The 14,169-nt window shown below is 70.8% G+C and carries 15 protein-coding genes; 5 read left to right on the top strand and 10 right to left on the bottom strand.

The features are described 5' to 3' along the window. Position 1 precedes the first annotated feature (1 nt). The 6 genes from BLR02_RS18305 to BLR02_RS18280 form a co-directional block, all read right to left on the bottom strand. A complete protein-coding gene (locus BLR02_RS18305) occupies positions 2-1,138 on the bottom strand; it encodes a glycosyltransferase family 4 protein (protein ID WP_143018187.1) in 1,137 nt (378 codons plus the stop codon). After that, on the bottom strand, positions 1,135-2,211 hold the full coding sequence (locus BLR02_RS18300; protein ID WP_090664189.1) for a UDP-N-acetyl glucosamine 2-epimerase: 1,077 nt from the start codon (positions 2,209-2,211) through the stop codon (positions 1,135-1,137). Before BLR02_RS18300 ends, BLR02_RS18305 begins: the two co-directional genes overlap by 4 nt. Beyond that, a complete protein-coding gene (locus BLR02_RS18295; protein ID WP_090664188.1) occupies positions 2,211-3,401 on the bottom strand; it encodes a glycosyltransferase family 4 protein in 1,191 nt (396 codons plus the stop codon). The genes BLR02_RS18300 and BLR02_RS18295 overlap by 1 nt, the downstream gene beginning before the upstream one ends. Beyond that, positions 3,402-4,607 carry an aminotransferase class I/II-fold pyridoxal phosphate-dependent enzyme gene (locus tag BLR02_RS18290; protein ID WP_090664187.1) on the bottom strand — a complete coding sequence of 402 codons (1,206 nt, stop codon included), beginning with the start codon at positions 4,605-4,607 and terminating at the stop codon, positions 3,402-3,404. A 118-nt stretch (positions 4,608-4,725) separates the two neighbouring features. Next, the gene (gene secB / locus BLR02_RS18285; RefSeq protein WP_090566394.1) at positions 4,726-5,214 is read right to left on the bottom strand and encodes a protein-export chaperone SecB; all 489 of its coding nucleotides are present in this window, start codon (positions 5,212-5,214) and stop codon (positions 4,726-4,728) included. Between the two features lie 53 nt (positions 5,215-5,267). Beyond that, a complete protein-coding gene (locus BLR02_RS18280) occupies positions 5,268-5,846 on the bottom strand; it encodes a histidine phosphatase family protein (protein WP_090664186.1) in 579 nt (192 codons plus the stop codon). A 152-nt stretch (positions 5,847-5,998) separates the two neighbouring features. Between BLR02_RS18280 and BLR02_RS18275 the strand changes: the two genes are divergently transcribed. The 4 genes from BLR02_RS18275 to BLR02_RS18260 all read left to right on the top strand — a co-directional run bounded on the left by BLR02_RS18275 (position 5,999) and on the right by BLR02_RS18260 (position 9,234). Beyond that, positions 5,999-6,673, top strand: coding sequence for a Tim44/TimA family putative adaptor protein (locus tag BLR02_RS18275; RefSeq protein WP_090664240.1), 675 nt, complete (start codon positions 5,999-6,001; stop codon positions 6,671-6,673). A gap of 46 nt (positions 6,674-6,719) precedes the next feature. Then, a complete protein-coding gene (mltA, locus tag BLR02_RS18270) occupies positions 6,720-7,670 on the top strand; it encodes a murein transglycosylase A (protein WP_090664185.1) in 951 nt (316 codons plus the stop codon). Positions 7,671-7,735: 65 nt separating this feature from the next. Then, positions 7,736-8,503, top strand: a complete 768-nt coding sequence (locus tag BLR02_RS18265) for a (Fe-S)-binding protein (RefSeq protein ID WP_090566403.1) — start codon at positions 7,736-7,738, stop codon at positions 8,501-8,503. Further along, the gene (locus BLR02_RS18260; RefSeq protein ID WP_090664184.1) at positions 8,500-9,234 is read left to right on the top strand and encodes a 2OG-Fe dioxygenase family protein; all 735 of its coding nucleotides are present in this window, start codon (positions 8,500-8,502) and stop codon (positions 9,232-9,234) included. Before BLR02_RS18265 ends, BLR02_RS18260 begins: the two co-directional genes overlap by 4 nt. A 6-nt stretch (positions 9,235-9,240) precedes the next feature. On the opposite strand, the gene BLR02_RS18255 is transcribed toward BLR02_RS18260, so the two are convergent. Next, positions 9,241-9,450, bottom strand: a complete 210-nt coding sequence (locus BLR02_RS18255; protein WP_090664183.1) for a hypothetical protein — start codon at positions 9,448-9,450, stop codon at positions 9,241-9,243. 124 nt (positions 9,451-9,574) lie between these two features. Here BLR02_RS18255 and BLR02_RS18250 point away from each other — a divergent pair, with 124 nt between their 5' ends. Continuing rightward, positions 9,575-10,987 (top strand): amidase family protein, encoded by a 1,413-nt coding sequence (locus BLR02_RS18250; RefSeq protein WP_090664182.1) that lies wholly within the window; start codon positions 9,575-9,577, stop codon positions 10,985-10,987. 48 nt (positions 10,988-11,035) lie between these two features. Here BLR02_RS18250 and BLR02_RS18245 read toward each other — a convergent pair whose 3' ends face one another. From BLR02_RS18245 to BLR02_RS18235, 3 genes are read right to left on the bottom strand one after another with little or no spacing between them, the layout of a single operon-like run. Next, positions 11,036-12,451, bottom strand: a complete 1,416-nt coding sequence (locus BLR02_RS18245) for a TRAP transporter large permease (protein WP_218127988.1) — start codon at positions 12,449-12,451, stop codon at positions 11,036-11,038. 31 nt (positions 12,452-12,482) lie between these two features. Continuing rightward, positions 12,483-13,031, bottom strand: a complete 549-nt coding sequence (locus tag BLR02_RS18240; RefSeq protein WP_090566415.1) for a TRAP transporter small permease subunit — start codon at positions 13,029-13,031, stop codon at positions 12,483-12,485. A 21-nt stretch (positions 13,032-13,052) separates the two neighbouring features. Next, the gene (locus BLR02_RS18235) at positions 13,053-14,156 is read right to left on the bottom strand and encodes a TRAP transporter substrate-binding protein (protein ID WP_090566418.1); all 1,104 of its coding nucleotides are present in this window, start codon (positions 14,154-14,156) and stop codon (positions 13,053-13,055) included. Positions 14,157-14,169 lie beyond the last annotated feature (13 nt).

Below are 14,169 nucleotides of genomic sequence, written 5' to 3'. Positions count from 1 at the left end.
GCTATAGGACGGCCAGGGCGGCTTGGCTATCGACGCTTGGGGGAGCCAGATCGCGATAGAGGGCGACGAGGCGGGCTGCCTCGCCCTCCCAGCCATAGCGGACCCGCGCCGCGGCGAGGCCCGCGGCGCCGAGCCTGGCGCGCAGCGCCGGGTCGCCGAGCGTGGCGACAGCCGCGGCGATGGCGGCAGGGTCGGCCGTTTCCACCAGCAGGCCGCAACCCGCCTCGCGGATGATGCCGGCGACCTCGGTGGCGAAGGCGGGGGCAATGACCGGCAGGCCGGCCAGCATCGCATCGAACAGCTTGTGCGGCAGGGCGAGCTGGTGGTTGCGCTCGCCCGGCTGGAACAGGACGAGGGCGATATCGGCCTCGGCCATCAGCCGGAGCGCCTCGGCATGGGGGTGCCAGCCGAGGCTGTCGATGCGGGGGGCGAGGCCGAGGCGCATGGCCTTGGCGCTGAATTCGTCCTCTGACCCATCGGTGAAGCGGCCGATGAGCCGCAGGCGCGTGTCGGGCGGCAGGAGGGCGAGGGCGGCCAGGAGCTGGGGCCACCCCCGGCTGCGGGTCATCGCCCCGGCATGGACCAGGGTCGGGGGACCGGGGCGGTGCTCGCGGGGGGCGAGGGTCACGGGAAGGGCGTAATTCCGGACGGCGATGGTGCGGGCGGCGGGGAAGTCCCCGGCGAGGCCATCCTTGGCCACTACCACCGCATCGGCGGCGCGGGCGGCGAGGCGGCAGCCGAGACGGAGCAGCCCCCGGGCCAGCGGACGGAGGGGGCGCGGCAGGCGGGCATCGAGGCGCGAGGGATAGTGCTCATGCACGTCGAGCACGACGCGCGCGCCGCTGTGCCGCGCGGCCCAGAGGGCGGCGAGCCAGGCATCGGGCTCGCTGGCATGCAGGATGGCGGCGCCGCTCTCGGCCGCCTGGTACGCCAGGCGGGGCAGGTTCCGCAGCCTTCCTCGCCAGCCGGGCCCACGGCGATAGGTCTCGATGGCGACGCCCGCGACCTGCCGCGGCGCATCCGCCGGGCCGGGGGCCAGATGGCGCACCGTCCAGCCGGCGGCGGCCAGGGCCGCGCCTTCCTTCCGCACCACGCGGATGTCGTCCGGTGGATGGGCGGCGGAGAGCATGAGGATCATGCCGCGCACCAGGGTTGCTGGGCGAGGTGGGCGACCATGCGGGCGCCGGCCTGGCCATCCCAAAGCGGGATTGGGCGTGCGCGCGGCCAGCGCCCGGCCAGCACGCCGGCCACCGCTCCGGGCAGGGCAGGCGCCGGGACGAGGCGGCTGGAACCGGATTTGAGGGTCACCGGCCGCTCCGTGCTGGGGCGGAGGGTGAGGCAGGGCAGGTCGAGCAGGCTCGCTTCCTCCTGCACCCCGCCGCTATCGGTGGCGACCAGGCGGGCGTGGGCGAGCAGGCCGAGGAAGGCCGGATAGGCGAGCGGCGGCAGGCGGGCGATGCCGGCGGGCAGGGCGAGGCCATGGGCCGCGAGCCGGGCGGCGGCGCGGGGATGCATCGGCCATACCAGGGGCAACAGGCGCGCGGCCGCGGCCAGGCCGTGCAGCAGCCCGGAGAAGCTGGCCCGGTCATCCACATTGGCGGCGCGGTGGAGGGTGACCACGCCGTAGCCGCCCGGCAGGAGGCCGGGCGGCAGCGGCTGGCCGCGGGCGGCGGAGAGGCGGCGGAGCAGCGTGTCGATCATCGCATTGCCGACGGCGCGGACCTCGCCATGCCCCTCGGCCCTGAGGCGCGCGGCGCTCGCCGGGTCGGGCGCCCAGTGATGGGTGGCGATGGCGTCGATGGCGCGGCGGTTGATCTCCTCGGGCATGTCGGCATCGGGGCAGCGGAGCCCGGCCTCGAGATGGATAAGCGGCAGGCCGAGCTTGCGGGCGGCGAGGGCGGCGGCAAGCGCCCCATCCACATCGCCGGCAACGACCACGGCGGCGGGGCGCCGTGCCTCCCAGCAGGCTGTGGCGGCCATCATGGTGCGGCCGGTCAGCGCCGCATGGCCGCCCCCGGCAATGCCGAGGCTGATGTCCGGTTCGGGTAGGCCGAGGCCGGCAAGGTGGTCGCCGAACAGCACCGGGTCGTGGTGCTGGCCGGTATGCAGCAGCACCGGGCGCAGCGGCAGCCCGGCCTCCGCCAGGGCGTGCCACAGGGCGGCGAGCTTCGGCAGGTTGGGGCGGGCGGCGGCGACGAGGTGGAGTTCCATCAGGCGGCGGCCTCGATGATGTCGCAGAAGCGGCTGGCGAGCAGACGGCGGTCCCATAGGCGCTCCGCCTGGGCACGGCCGGCGCGCCCGAGGGCGGCGCGGCGGACCGGGTCGGCGGCCAGGGCCCCGATGGCGGCGGCGAGAGCGGCGGCATCGCCGGGCGGGGTGGTGAGGCCGCAGGGGCCATCCTCCAGCAGCCGGGCGGCGCGGCCGCCGCAATTGGCGATCACCGGAAGCCCGGCGGCGAGGTAATCCATCAGCTTGTTCGGCGAGGTCCATTCGGCGAAGGCCGGGACCGGGGCCAGGCATTGCAGGGCGATCTGGCTGCCCGCCAGCAGCCGGGCGAGGCGCAGCTTCGGCAGCGGGTCGAGCCAGCGGATATTCGGCAGCGTCGCGGCGGCGGCCCGCAGACGCGGCTTCTCGGCGCCGTCGCCGACCAGGAGGACCAGGATGCGCGGGTCGCGGAGATGGGCCGCGGCCTCGATCAGCTGGCCGAGTCCATTGGCCGGGCCATGCGCCCCGGCATAGACGGCGAGGATCGCGTCGGGTGGGATCCCCTCCGGTCGCCAGGGCGGCACATGCGGGCCGAAGAGGCCGAGATCGCAGCCATTGGGCAGGACCGCCACCTGCCGCGCGCCACGGGTCCGGGCAGTCTCGGCCATGCCCTCGGAGAGGGCGATGACGGCGCTGGCCTGACGGCAGGCGGCATCCGCCAGCCGGTCCATCGCCCACCAGAGGCCGGGGTTGCCGATGCCCATGGCGCGGGGCAGCTCCGGCCAGGGATCGCGGATCTCGAAGACGAAGGGCAGGGCGCGCACATGCCGGGTAAGCAGGGCGGGCAGGGCGACGCTCAGCGGCGTCGAGCTGGCGATGACGAGGTCGAAGCGGCCGCGCAATGCAAGGCCGGCGGCGCGGGCGGCGTAGCGGAGGAAGGCAGCGCCACGGGCGCCAAGGCGCTGGCGGTTGCCGCAGGGGATGGCGAACTCGACCACGCGGAAGGCATCGACCGCCCCCTCGCGCCGTCCGGCCTGGAATGGGCCGGCGAGGCCGGTCTCGGCACCCTCATAGCCGCCGCAGGCCACGGTCACCGCATGACCACGGGCGGCGAGCGCACGTGCCATGGCGAAGCTGCGCGTCGCCGTCGCTCCGCCGGGGGTGGAGAAATGCTGGTGCAGGTAGAGGATGCGCAATCAGCGCCGCCACAGGCTGCGCAGCAGGCCGATGACGCGGTCCTGCTGCAGGATGGTGAGGGCGCTGCCCGAGGGCAGGCAGAGGCCGCGCTCGAACAGGTCTGCGGCGACGCTGCCCCCGGCGCGCGGCGCGGCACGGAAGGCGGGCTGGAGATGCATCGGCTTCCAGACCGGGCGGCTCTCGATGCCGGCCTCGGCCAGGGCTTGGCGCGCCGCCTCGCGGCTCGGTGCGCCGAGGCCGGGGTCGAGCAGGATGGCGGTCAGCCAGCGGGTCCCGCGGCTCCAGGCGGGTTCGGGCATGAAGGTGATGCCGGGCAGGTCGCCGAGGCCGCTGCGGTAACGCTCGAAGACGGCGCGCCGGGCTGTGACCCGCTGCGGCAGCGCGGCAAGCTGGGCGAGGCCGACCGCGGCGAGCACCGAGGAGAGGCCGTAGGAGTAGCCGGTGGTCTCGTGCTCGTAATGCGGGGCCGGGCGCTTCGCCTGGTGGGCGAGGCCGCGGGCCTCGGCGATCAGCGCGGCATCGGCCGAGGCCAGCGCCCCGCCGCCGCCGGCGGTGATGATCTTGTTGCCGTTGAAGCTGAAGGCCGCCATCCGCGCGCCCTGGCCGGCCGGGCGGCCCCGGCGCGTCGCGCCGAGCGCCTCCGCGCTGTCGCAGAGCACGGCAATGCCCCAGCGGTCGCAGAGGGCGGCGATGGCGTCGAGGTCGCAGCTCTGGCCAAAGAGGTCGACCGGGACGACGGCGCGGGGCAGGCGGCCTGCGCGGGCGGCACGAGCCAGCTCGCGCTCGAGGAGATCGGGGTCGAGGGTCCAGCTTCCGGCCGAGACATCGAGGAAGCGGGGGCGGGCGCCCATCTGCACGGCGGGGGCGATGGTGGCGACATAGGTGAGCGTCGCCGTCCAGACCTCGTCGCCTCGCTCGAGGCCGAGGCAGCGATAGCCGAGATGCAGCGCCGCCGTGCCGGAGGCCAGCGCCACGACATGCGGCATGCCGGTGGCTTCGGCGAGAGCTGCCTCGAAGGCCGCAGGCATGGGGCCGGCGGGAGCGACCCAACCCGATTGGAGGGTCGTGGCGAGGCCGGGAAGCTCCTCCCCCGTCAGATGCGGCGGGGAGAGCAGGATGCGCGCAGCCGGCTCGGGCGCCGGCTCGGGGCGCGGCAGAAGGCGGAGGACCTGCGCGGCGGGCGGCGCCGCCTCGACAACCGGCATGGGCAGGGCTTTCGTTCCGATATCAAACTATAATCATATCGGAACGAATTGTTGCAAGCGCCCTTGGGCCCTGAACGCCCGGGCTGTGGCGCGGCCGGGCGGGGCCGCGCCTGATGCGTCAGGCCATGCCGACCGGTTGCTGTTCCGCCCGGCGGGACTGCCAGAGCGCGACGAAGTCGATCGGCGCCAGCATCACCGGCGGGAAGCCGCCGTCGCGGGTGACGTCGGCCAGGATGTTGCGCGCGAAGGGAAAGAGCAGGCGCGGACATTCGACCAGCAGCACCGGCTCGAGCTGCTCCGGCGGGACGTTCACGGTGAAGATGCCGCAATAGACCAGCTCGGCGATGAAGCAGGCGCGGCTGTCGGCCTGGGCATCGGCGCGGATCTGCAGCGAGACCTCGAAGACATTGCCGCCCTCCTGGATCGGGCGGGCCTGGACGTCGAGCTGGAGGTCGACGCGCGGCTGCTCGCGGAGGGTGGCGAAGATCTCGGGGGCGCCCGGCACCTCAAAGGAGAGATCCTTGGTGTACTGCATGTTCAGGACCAGCGGGCCCTGCGGGGCCATGCTGGGGTCGCCGTTCGGCTGGCCATTCGGCAGGTCGGACATCGGGACGCCTTTCGCGGAAAGGGGGGCGGGTTAGCACGCCGCCCAACGCCCTGTCAGGGCTTGACGACGGTGGCGTGGGGCGCCCGCCACTGGATCGCCTGCGGGCTGGGTCCGGTCGGGTCGCAGCGGCGCCATTCGCCGTTCATCACCCGCTCGCCGGTCATCGCCAGGATGAAGCCCCAATGGGAGACGACCAGCGTCTCATGCCAGTCGGGCAGGGCTGACATCTCGCCGCGGAACAGGGTTGCGCGCGCCTCGATGCCATGATCCGGCTCCTCGATGGCAGGCCACCAGACCTCGTCGATATGGGCGAGGTCCAGATCGGGGAAGGCAAGCACCAGTTCGGTGCGCGGCGAGCCGATGTCGCAGGTGAAGGCATAGCGCTCGCGCACCGTCGGGTTGACCAGGATCGGCAGGCCGCGCCGGCGGGCGATGGGGGCGGCGGTTTGCAATGCCCTCGTATAGGGCGAGGCGATGATGCGGCTGATGCGTTCGCCGGCCAGGGCCTCAGCGGCGGCCTCGGCCTGCTGATGGCCGAGCTCGGTCAGCTTCGGGTCGGGAATGCCCGGGTCCCGCTTGGTGGCGGTGAAGTGGAGGTTGAACTCGCTCTGCCCGTGGCGCAGCAGGATCAAGGGACGTTCCTCCGGACTTGTCGGGATCTGGCGATAGCGGCCCGGTTGCGAAGGGGCAAGCGGCGTTCATGGGGCATTGTTTATGGCCGGTTCACCCTGGGGCCGTTGCGGGGGACAGGCGGCCCGCCTAGATAGGTGAAAAGGAGTCCATGATGACGGGCGGCTTTCCGGTCGATCTGATCCTGTTTGCGATGATTGCGGCCTTCCTGGTGCTGCGGCTGCGGAGCGTGCTCGGCAAGCGCACCGGCTTCGAGCGGCCGGTGCAGCCGGAGGCACGCCCGACCGGCTTCGACCCGCGTGGCGCCACGATCGACGGCATGGCGGAGGAGGTGCCGGCTGGTGGCCGCAGCGGCCGGCATGTCGTGCCGGATCCGCGCACCCCGCCGGGCCAGGCGCTGTCGCGTATCGCCAGCATCGACCACAGCTTCGAGCCGAACCGCTTCCTCGACGGTGCCGAGGCGGCCTTCCGCATGATCGTCAGCGCCTTCGGCGCCGGCGACCGCACGATGCTGCGGCCGCTGCTCTCCGACGACACCTATGCCGGGTTCGAGCAGGCGATCACCGCGCGTGAGAATGCCGGAGAGACGCAGCGGACCGAGCTCCGTGCCGTGCATGAGCTGGCGATCGAGGCGGCAGACCTGCGCGGCAGCATCGCGGACATCACCGTCCGCTTCGTGACCGACCAGATCAACATGACCATGGGCCGTGGTGGCGAGGTGGTGACCGGCAGCGATGCGGTGACCGAGCTTACCGATCTCTGGACCTTCCAGCGCGATCTCAGCCAGGCCGACCCGACCTGGAAGCTGGTCGCCACCCGCTCCGCCTGAGCGTCGTGACCTGAAGCGCGCGCTGGCGCTGCTTGGCCTCGCCCTGATGCTGGGCGGGGCCGGAATCGAGGACTCCGTGCCGGGCTGGCCGGGCGAGGCGCCTGAGGCGGCGCTCGCGCCCTTCCTGCGCTCCTGCGAAGGGTGGCGGACGGGGCCGCAGGAATTCGCCGCGCCTTGGGCCGAGGCCTGCGCCGCAGCGGTGCTGGTGCCGCCGGGTGGAGCCGCCGCCTTCTTCGAGCAGTATTTCCGCCCCCATGCGCTCGGATCCGGTCTCGTCACCGGCTATTACGAGCCGGAGCTGCGTGGTGCGGAGGTGCCGGGCGCGGAATACCAGGTGCCGTTGCACGCCTTGCCGCCCGAGGGCCCACTGCGGGCGTTCGACCGGGCTGCCATCGAGGCGGGAGGGCTGGACGGACAGGGGCTGGAGTTGGCCTGGGTGGATGACCCGGTCGACGCCTTCTTCCTGCAGATCCAGGGCTCGGGCCGGGTGCGTCTGCCGGATGGGCAAATCCTGCGGCTCGGCTATGCCGGGCGGAACAGCCATCCATACCGCGCCATCGGCCGCAGCCTGATCGAGCGTGGCGCCATCGCCCGCGAGGCCATGTCCATGCAGGCGATTCGCGCCTGGCTCGGCACTGCGCCGCCTGGGGAGGCGGCGGCGCTGCTGCGGGAGAATCCGGCCTATGTGTTCTTCCGCCCCGTCACCGGGCTGGATGCGGAAGCGGGACCGATCGGCACGCTCGGGGTGCCGCTGACGCCCGGGCGATCACTCGCCGTCGATGCGACCATCGTCCCACTTGGTGCACCCGTCTTCCTGGTGACGCGGGACCCGTTGGACGGCCACCCGATCCAGCGGCTCGTGATGGCGCAGGATACCGGGGGCGCCATCCGCGGCATGGCGCGCGGCGACCTCTTCTGGGGTTGGGGCCATGAGGCGGCGGCCCGGGCCGGGCTGATGCAGGAGCCGGCGGAGGTGTTCCTGCTACTGCCCCGTTGAGCGAGCAGTACAGTTCCGGCATGTGCGTCCTTTCGCCAGACGGGCCGCGCGCCTAGATTGCCGGTATGCTCCAGACCCGGCCGCGCGTTGCGCTCTTCGTCACCTGCCTCGTCGATCTCTACCGGCCGAATATCGGCTTCTCCGCGATTGCGCTACTGGAGGAGGCTGGTTGCCAGGTGGAGGTGCCACGGGCCCAGACCTGCTGCGGCCAGCCGGCCTATAACAGTGGCGACCGCGCCACCGCGAAGGACCTCGCCCGCGCCGTCATCGATGAGTTCCTGCCCTACGACTATGTCGTCGTCCCGAGCGGCAGCTGCGGCGGCATGATCGGCCATCACTACCCGGCCCTGTTCGGCGATGACCCGCAGTATCGCGGCAAGGCGGAGGCGCTCGGCGCCAAGACCCATGAGCTCATCTCCTTCCTGACCGATGTGCGGGGCATGGAGGGTGTCGCGGCCCGTTTCGAGGGTATCGTCACCTATCACGACAGCTGCTCGGGGCTGCGCGAGCTCGGCGTGAAGGCGCAGCCGCGCAAGCTCCTCTCCTCCATGCCGGGGACGGTGGTGAAGGAGATGGCGGATGCCGAGATCTGCTGCGGCTTCGGCGGCACCTTCTGCGTGAAATACCCGGAGATCTCGACCCGCATGGTCGCCGACAAGGCGAAATCCATCGCGGCGACGGGGGCGGATACCCTGCTCGCCGGCGATCTCGGCTGCCTGCTCAACATGGCCGGACGGCTGAAGCGGGAAGGCGTGCCGGTGAAGGTGCGCCATGTGGCGGAAGTGCTGGCCGGGCGGACCGATGATGTCCCGGCGATCGGTGAGGTGTCATGAGCGCGGCGCTGAGGATAGAGGATGGGGACCCGCTGCTGGCCGAGATGGCCGCGCAGGGCTTCGCACGCATACCAGGCGAGGTCATGGAGGCGCGGCTCGGCCTCGCCCCTGCCGAACTCGACGCCTTTGCCGCGAGCTGGGAGCGGCTGGAGACCGACCGCTTCATGGCCGATGGTGGCCGCTACCGGCGGCGGCGGCATGCCAATTTCTCTGCCCGTGCCGGGGTGCCGGGCCATGTGCGGAACCCGCACCGGGCGCATTTCCAGGCTGTCGTCCACAACAGCCTGAATGGCGGCGTGGAGCGCTGGTTTGCACCAATGGAGGACGCGGTGGGAGGGGGAGCGGCGCTGAATGCGCTGCTCGATCTCGGCCGGTCGGTTGCCGATGCGGGAACGCCGGGGGCGGACTGGTTCGTCGAGGTGCATCAATTCCGCATCGAGGCCGCGGCCGGGGCGCCCGGCTTCCCAACGCCCGAGGGCGTGCACCATGACGGCGTCGATTACGTGCTGATCGGCATGGTGGCCCGGACCAACCTGGCCGGCGGCGAGACGCTCATCACCGACGATGGCGGCACGGAACTGGCGCGCTTCACCCTGCTCGACCGCCTGGACACCGCCTTCATCGACGACCAGCGGGTGATGCATGGCGTGACGCCGGTGCAGCCGGTGGACCCGGCGCTGCCCTCCTGCCGGGATGTGCTGGTCATCACCTGGAAGCGCGCCGGCGGCTGAGCTGCCTCAGCGGTTGGCAGCCTTGTTGGTGCCGACATTCTCGTGCCACTCGATCGGCAGCCCGTCCCAGCTGGCGAGCTGCTTGCCGGGCCATTTGCGGCGGACATAGACCCGGAAGCCATCCGCCGTGGCCTCGACATAGCCCGACTTGCCGTCGTTGAGGCGGAGGTGCTGGGCCAGCTCCTCGGCGCGGTCCTGCATGTAGCTGTCGGCCATGGCCATGATCCTCCCTGTTCATCCCGAGTTTGCCGTACCAGCCGGCGGGGCGGGCTACAAAGCCTGGTGTCCGGCAGCGTCCGGCACGGCATGATGCCGCCTTTCAGCCATGGGGATAGCGGCCATGCAGCATCTTCCGACCGAGCTCTGGCGCTGGGACGCCACCGACCTGGCACGGGCCATCCGCCTCCGCGCCATCTCGGCGAGGGAGGCGGTGCGCTCCGTGCTCGATCGTTGCACCGCAGTCAACCCATCGATCAACGCCGTCGTCCTCGTGCTGGGTGATGAGGCGCTGGCGGCGGCCGAGGCGGCGGATGCCGCCATCGCCCGCGGCGAGGCGGTGGGCCCGCTGCATGGCGTACCGGTCACCACCAAGATCAATGCCGACCAGAAGGGCCTGCCGACCAGCAATGGCAGCACGTCCTGGCGGGACCTGATCGCGCCCGAGGACAGTGCGGTGGTCGCCAATCTGCGGGCGGCCGGGGCAATCATCGTCGGGCGGACCAATACGCCGGCGCTCTCCATGCGCTGGTTCACCGAGAATGCGCTGCATGGACGGACGCTGAATCCCTGGAGCCATGGACATACGCCGGGCGGCTCCTCCGGCGGGGCGGCGGCGGCTTGCGCGGCGGGGATCGGGCCCATTGCCCATGGCAACGACCTCGGCGGCAGCGTGCGCTACCCGGCCTATGCCTGCGGGATCGCCGGCATCCGCCCGAGCTTCGGCCGCGTGCCGGCCTTCAACCCCACCATGGCGGCGGAGCGGCCGCTCTCCGGCCAGCTGATGTCGACCCAGGGCCCGCTGGCACGCCGCGTTGCCGATCTGCGCATCGCGCTGGCCGCCATGGCGCGGGGCGATGCGCGGGACCCCTGGTGGATGCCGGCGCCGCTGGAGGGCGCGCCGATGGAGCGGCCGATCCGCGTCGCGCTCTCGGTCGATCCGGCGGGGACGGGCGTGCATCCGGAGGTGGCGGAGGCGGTGCGGCGGGCCGGGCGCATCCTGGAGGCCGCAGGCTATGCCGTCGAGGAACGTGAACCGCCCGATTTCGCTGGGACAGCGCGCGACTGGGATGCGCTGGCCCATGGCGAGGCGCGGCTCTTCATGGCCGAGATCTTCGAGCGGCATGGCGATGCCGGGGCGCAGGACACCTATCGCTACATGCTCGCCCATTGCCCGCCGAACGACCTTGAGGGGCATCTGCGCCTGCTGGCGCGCCGCACGACGCGGCAGCGGGACTGGGCGCGCTTCATGGCGAAGGTACCGCTGGTGCTCTGCCCGGTCTCCGGAGAGCCGCCTTTCCCTCAGGGGCTGGATGTCGCGGGGCAGCAGGGCTTCGATTCAGTCTATCGGGCGCAGCAGCCACTGCTGGCGACGCCCCTGCTCGGCCTGCCGAGCGTCTCCGTGCCGACGGGGCTGACGGCGGAGGGGCTGCCGATGGGGGTGCAGATCATCGCGCCGCGCTGGCGGGAGGATCTGGCGCTCGATGCGGCGGAGGTGGTGGAGGCGGCCTGCCCCATGGCGACGCCTGTCGGGTAGGCCAGAAACAACGATGGCCGGGCAGGGGCCCGGCCATCCATGGCAGCGCTACTTGAAGATCGGAGGTGCGTCATCCTCCGGAAGGTCGGGCAGCGGCACCTCGATGCGCACCGTGCTCGGGTCCACGCCCGTGCCTCTGTCGATCCAGTAGGTCACGCTTTCCGGCCAGAAGATGACGATGGCAACCAGCACCAGCTGCAGGATGACCCAGGGGATGGCACCCCAGTAGATGTCGCTGCTCCTCACCTCCTTCGGCGCGATGCCGCGGAGGTAGAAGAGGGCGAAGCCGAAGGGCGGGTGCATGAAGCTCGTCTGCATGTTCACGCAGATCAGCACGCCGAACCAGACGAGATCGATGCCGAGCTTGGCCGCAACCGGCGCCAGCAGCGGGATGACGATGAAGGCGATCTCGAAGAAGTCGAGGAAGAAGGCCAGGAAGAAGATGAAGATGTTGACCGCGATGAGGAAGCCGGTGGCACCGCCCGGCAGCTTCATCAGCATGTGCTCGATCCAGAGCGACCCGTCGACGCCCTGGAAGACGAGGCTGAAGACTGTCGCGCCCACCAGGATGAAGATCACCATGGCGGTGATCCGCATGGTGTTTTCCATCGCCTGGCGCAGCAGGGTCCAGGAGTAGCGGCCATTGGCCCAGGCAAGGCCGATGGCGCCGACCGCGCCCATGGCGCCCGCCTCGGTCGGGGTGGCAAGGCCGAGGAAGATGGTGCCGAGGACGAGGAAGATCAGCACGATCGAGGGCACCATGCCCTTCGCCACGCGCCAGATCAGCGGCCAGCCGCGCTGGGTCAGTGCCTCGTCGGGCAGCGGTGGCACCTTGTGGGGTGCGAAGATGCTGACGCCGGCGATGAAGAGAATGAAGAGCAGGACCTGCAGGATCGAGGGCCCGATCGCGCCGGCATACATGTCGCCGACCGACTTGCCGAGCTGGTCGCCAAGGACGATCAGCACGAGGCTGGGCGGGATGACCTGCGTGATGGTGCCGGATGCCGCGATCACGCCGGTGGCGATCCGCATGTCGTAGCCATATTTCATCATGATGGGCAGCGAGATCATGCCCATCGCGATGACCGAGGCGGCGACCGTGCCGGTGATGGCGCCAAGCACCGCGCCGACCAGGATGACGGCATAGGCGAGGCCGCCCGGCACCTTGCCGAAGAGCTGGCCGGTCCCCTCCAGCAGATCCTCGGCAAGTCCGCATCGCTCGAGGATGGCGCCCATCAGGGTGAAGAAGGGGATCGAGAGCAGCAGGTCGTTCTGCACGATCCCGAAGACCCGCAGCGGCAGGTTGCCGAGATAGGCCGAGGTGAAGAAGCCGAGCTCGATCGACACGAAGCCGAAGAACAGCCCGACCGCGGCAAGGCTGAAGGCGACCGGGAAGCCGATCAGCAGGAAGACGACCAGCCCGCCGAACATCAGCGGGGCCATCACGTCCATGTCGATGGTCATCGGGGGAGGCGTGCCTTCCGGGGAACGGGGGTCATTGATCCGGGCGGTGGTACTCGACCACCACCTCGGCGGCCGGGCGGATGCCCCGCAGCAGCGCGATGCGCTTGATGAGCTCCGAGAAGCCCTGCAGCGTCAGCAGGAAGAAGCCGATCGGCAGCAGCAGCTTCACCGGCCAGCGGATCAGCCCGCCGGCATTCGGGCTGCCCTCGTCCCGCACCCAGCTGTCGAGGAAGAAGGGCCAGGTCATCCAGGCGAGCAGCATCACGGCTGGCAGCATGAAGACGATGAAGCCGAACACGTCGATCCAGAGCCGGGTGCGCTCCGAGACATTGCCGTAGAGCAGGTCCACCCGGACATGCTCGTTGCGGAACAGCGTATAGGACGCACCGAGCAGGACGATGGCGCCGAACAGGTACCATTGCACCTCCAGCCACGCATTCGAGCTGTAGGAGACGCCATAGCGCACGAAGGCATTGCCGGCGCTGATCAGGCAGGCGAGCAGCACCGCCCAGTCGGCCAGCTTGCCGACGGCGGTGTTCAGCTTGTCGACGCCTCGGCTGAAGGCGAGCAGTGGACCCATTCTTGCCTCTCTCCGGGCGTATCAGCGACGCTGTTGCTGTTCCTGCGCCTGCATGAAGTAGCCGAAATTGTCAAAGCCGCTCTCGGCCACCCGGAACCACTGGTACTGGGAATCGCGGAAGGCGCGCCAGTGGTCGTAGACCTTCTTGAAGGCCGCGTTCTTCGCCGCGGTCTCGTCATAGAGCTCGAAGGACGCCTTGTAGCAGGCCTGCATCACCTCGCGCGGGAAAGCGCGAAGCTGCGTGCCGGCCGCGATCAGGCGGCGCAGCGCCTGCGGGTTCTGCACGTCGTATTTCGCCATGGTCTCGATGGTGCTGTCGCGGCAGGCACTCTCGAGGACGTCCTTGTAGACCTGCGGCAGCTCCTCATACTTCGCGCGGGCGATGTAGAAGGAGAGGTTGAGCGAACCCTCCCACCAGCCCGGGTAGTAGTAGAAGGGCGCGACGCGGTTGAAGCCGAGCTTCTCGTCGTCATAGGGGCCGATCCACTCGGCGGCATCGATGGTGCCCTTCTCGAGCGCCGGGTAGATGTCGCCGCCGGCGATCTGCTGCGGCACCACGCCGAGCTTCTGCAGCACGTTGCCGGCGAAGCCGCCGACGCGGAACTTCAGGCCGGAGAGATCCTGGACGGTCTTGATCTCCTTGCGGAACCAGCCGCCCATCTGCGCGCCGGTATTGCCCGCCGGGATGGAGACCATGTTGTAGCCGTTGAAGAACTCGCGCAGCATCTCGCGGCCGCCGCCAGCCTGCAGCCAGGCATTGTTCTGCCGCATGTTGAGGCCGAAGGGCACGGCGCCGTCAAAGGCGAAGGTCGGGTCTTTTCCGACGAAGTAGTAGCTCGCGGTATGCGCGCATTCGACCGTGCCGGTCTGCACCGCATCGGCCACCGCGAGGCCAGGGACCAGTTCGCCGGCGGCGAAAACGCGGATCTGGAACTTGCCGTCGGTCAGCGCCGCAACGCGCTTCGCAACGTGCTCGCCGGCGCCATAGATGGTGTCGAGCGATTTCGGGAAGGATGAGGCGCAACGCCAGCGCACCTCGGGCAAGGCGCCCTGGGCGACGGCCGGTGTGGCCAAGGCCAGCGTGCCGGCCGCGGCGGCGCCGGCGAACAACCCTCGACGATCCATGGTCAATCCTGTC

Source organism: Belnapia rosea, from assembly GCF_900101615.1.
Classification (GTDB): Bacteria; Pseudomonadota; Alphaproteobacteria; order Acetobacterales; family Acetobacteraceae; genus Belnapia; species Belnapia rosea.
Note: the sequence above shows the minus strand (reverse complement) of the source record. Positions and strands in the feature narration are given on the sequence as shown.

Excerpts from the sequence above, each read along its gene's own strand:
- BLR02_RS18240 (WP_090566415.1), bottom strand. The coding sequence starts at position 13,031 with ATGGGTCCACTGCTCGCCTTCAGCCGAGGCGTCGACAAGCTGAACACC.
- mltA (WP_090664185.1), top strand. The coding sequence starts at position 6,720 with ATGCTGGGCGGGGCCGGAATCGAGGACTCCGTGCCGGGCTGGCCGGGC.
- BLR02_RS18260 (WP_090664184.1), top strand. The coding sequence starts at position 8,500 with ATGAGCGCGGCGCTGAGGATAGAGGATGGGGACCCGCTGCTGGCCGAG.
- BLR02_RS18305 (WP_143018187.1), bottom strand. The coding sequence starts at position 1,138 with ATGATCCTCATGCTCTCCGCCGCCCATCCACCGGACGACATCCGCGTG.
- BLR02_RS18290 (WP_090664187.1), bottom strand. The coding sequence starts at position 4,607 with ATGCCGGTTGTCGAGGCGGCGCCGCCCGCCGCGCAGGTCCTCCGCCTT.
- BLR02_RS18250 (WP_090664182.1), top strand. The coding sequence starts at position 9,575 with ATGCAGCATCTTCCGACCGAGCTCTGGCGCTGGGACGCCACCGACCTG.
- BLR02_RS18245 (WP_218127988.1), bottom strand. The coding sequence starts at position 12,451 with ATGACCATCGACATGGACGTGATGGCCCCGCTGATGTTCGGCGGGCTG.
- BLR02_RS18265 (WP_090566403.1), top strand. The coding sequence starts at position 7,736 with ATGCTCCAGACCCGGCCGCGCGTTGCGCTCTTCGTCACCTGCCTCGTC.
- BLR02_RS18235 (WP_090566418.1), bottom strand. The coding sequence starts at position 14,156 with ATGGATCGTCGAGGGTTGTTCGCCGGCGCCGCCGCGGCCGGCACGCTG.
- BLR02_RS18275 (WP_090664240.1), top strand. The coding sequence starts at position 5,999 with ATGACGGGCGGCTTTCCGGTCGATCTGATCCTGTTTGCGATGATTGCG.
- secB (WP_090566394.1), bottom strand. The coding sequence starts at position 5,214 with ATGTCCGACCTGCCGAATGGCCAGCCGAACGGCGACCCCAGCATGGCC.
- BLR02_RS18300 (WP_090664189.1), bottom strand. The coding sequence starts at position 2,211 with ATGGAACTCCACCTCGTCGCCGCCGCCCGCCCCAACCTGCCGAAGCTC.
- BLR02_RS18255 (WP_090664183.1), bottom strand. The coding sequence starts at position 9,450 with ATGGCCGACAGCTACATGCAGGACCGCGCCGAGGAGCTGGCCCAGCAC.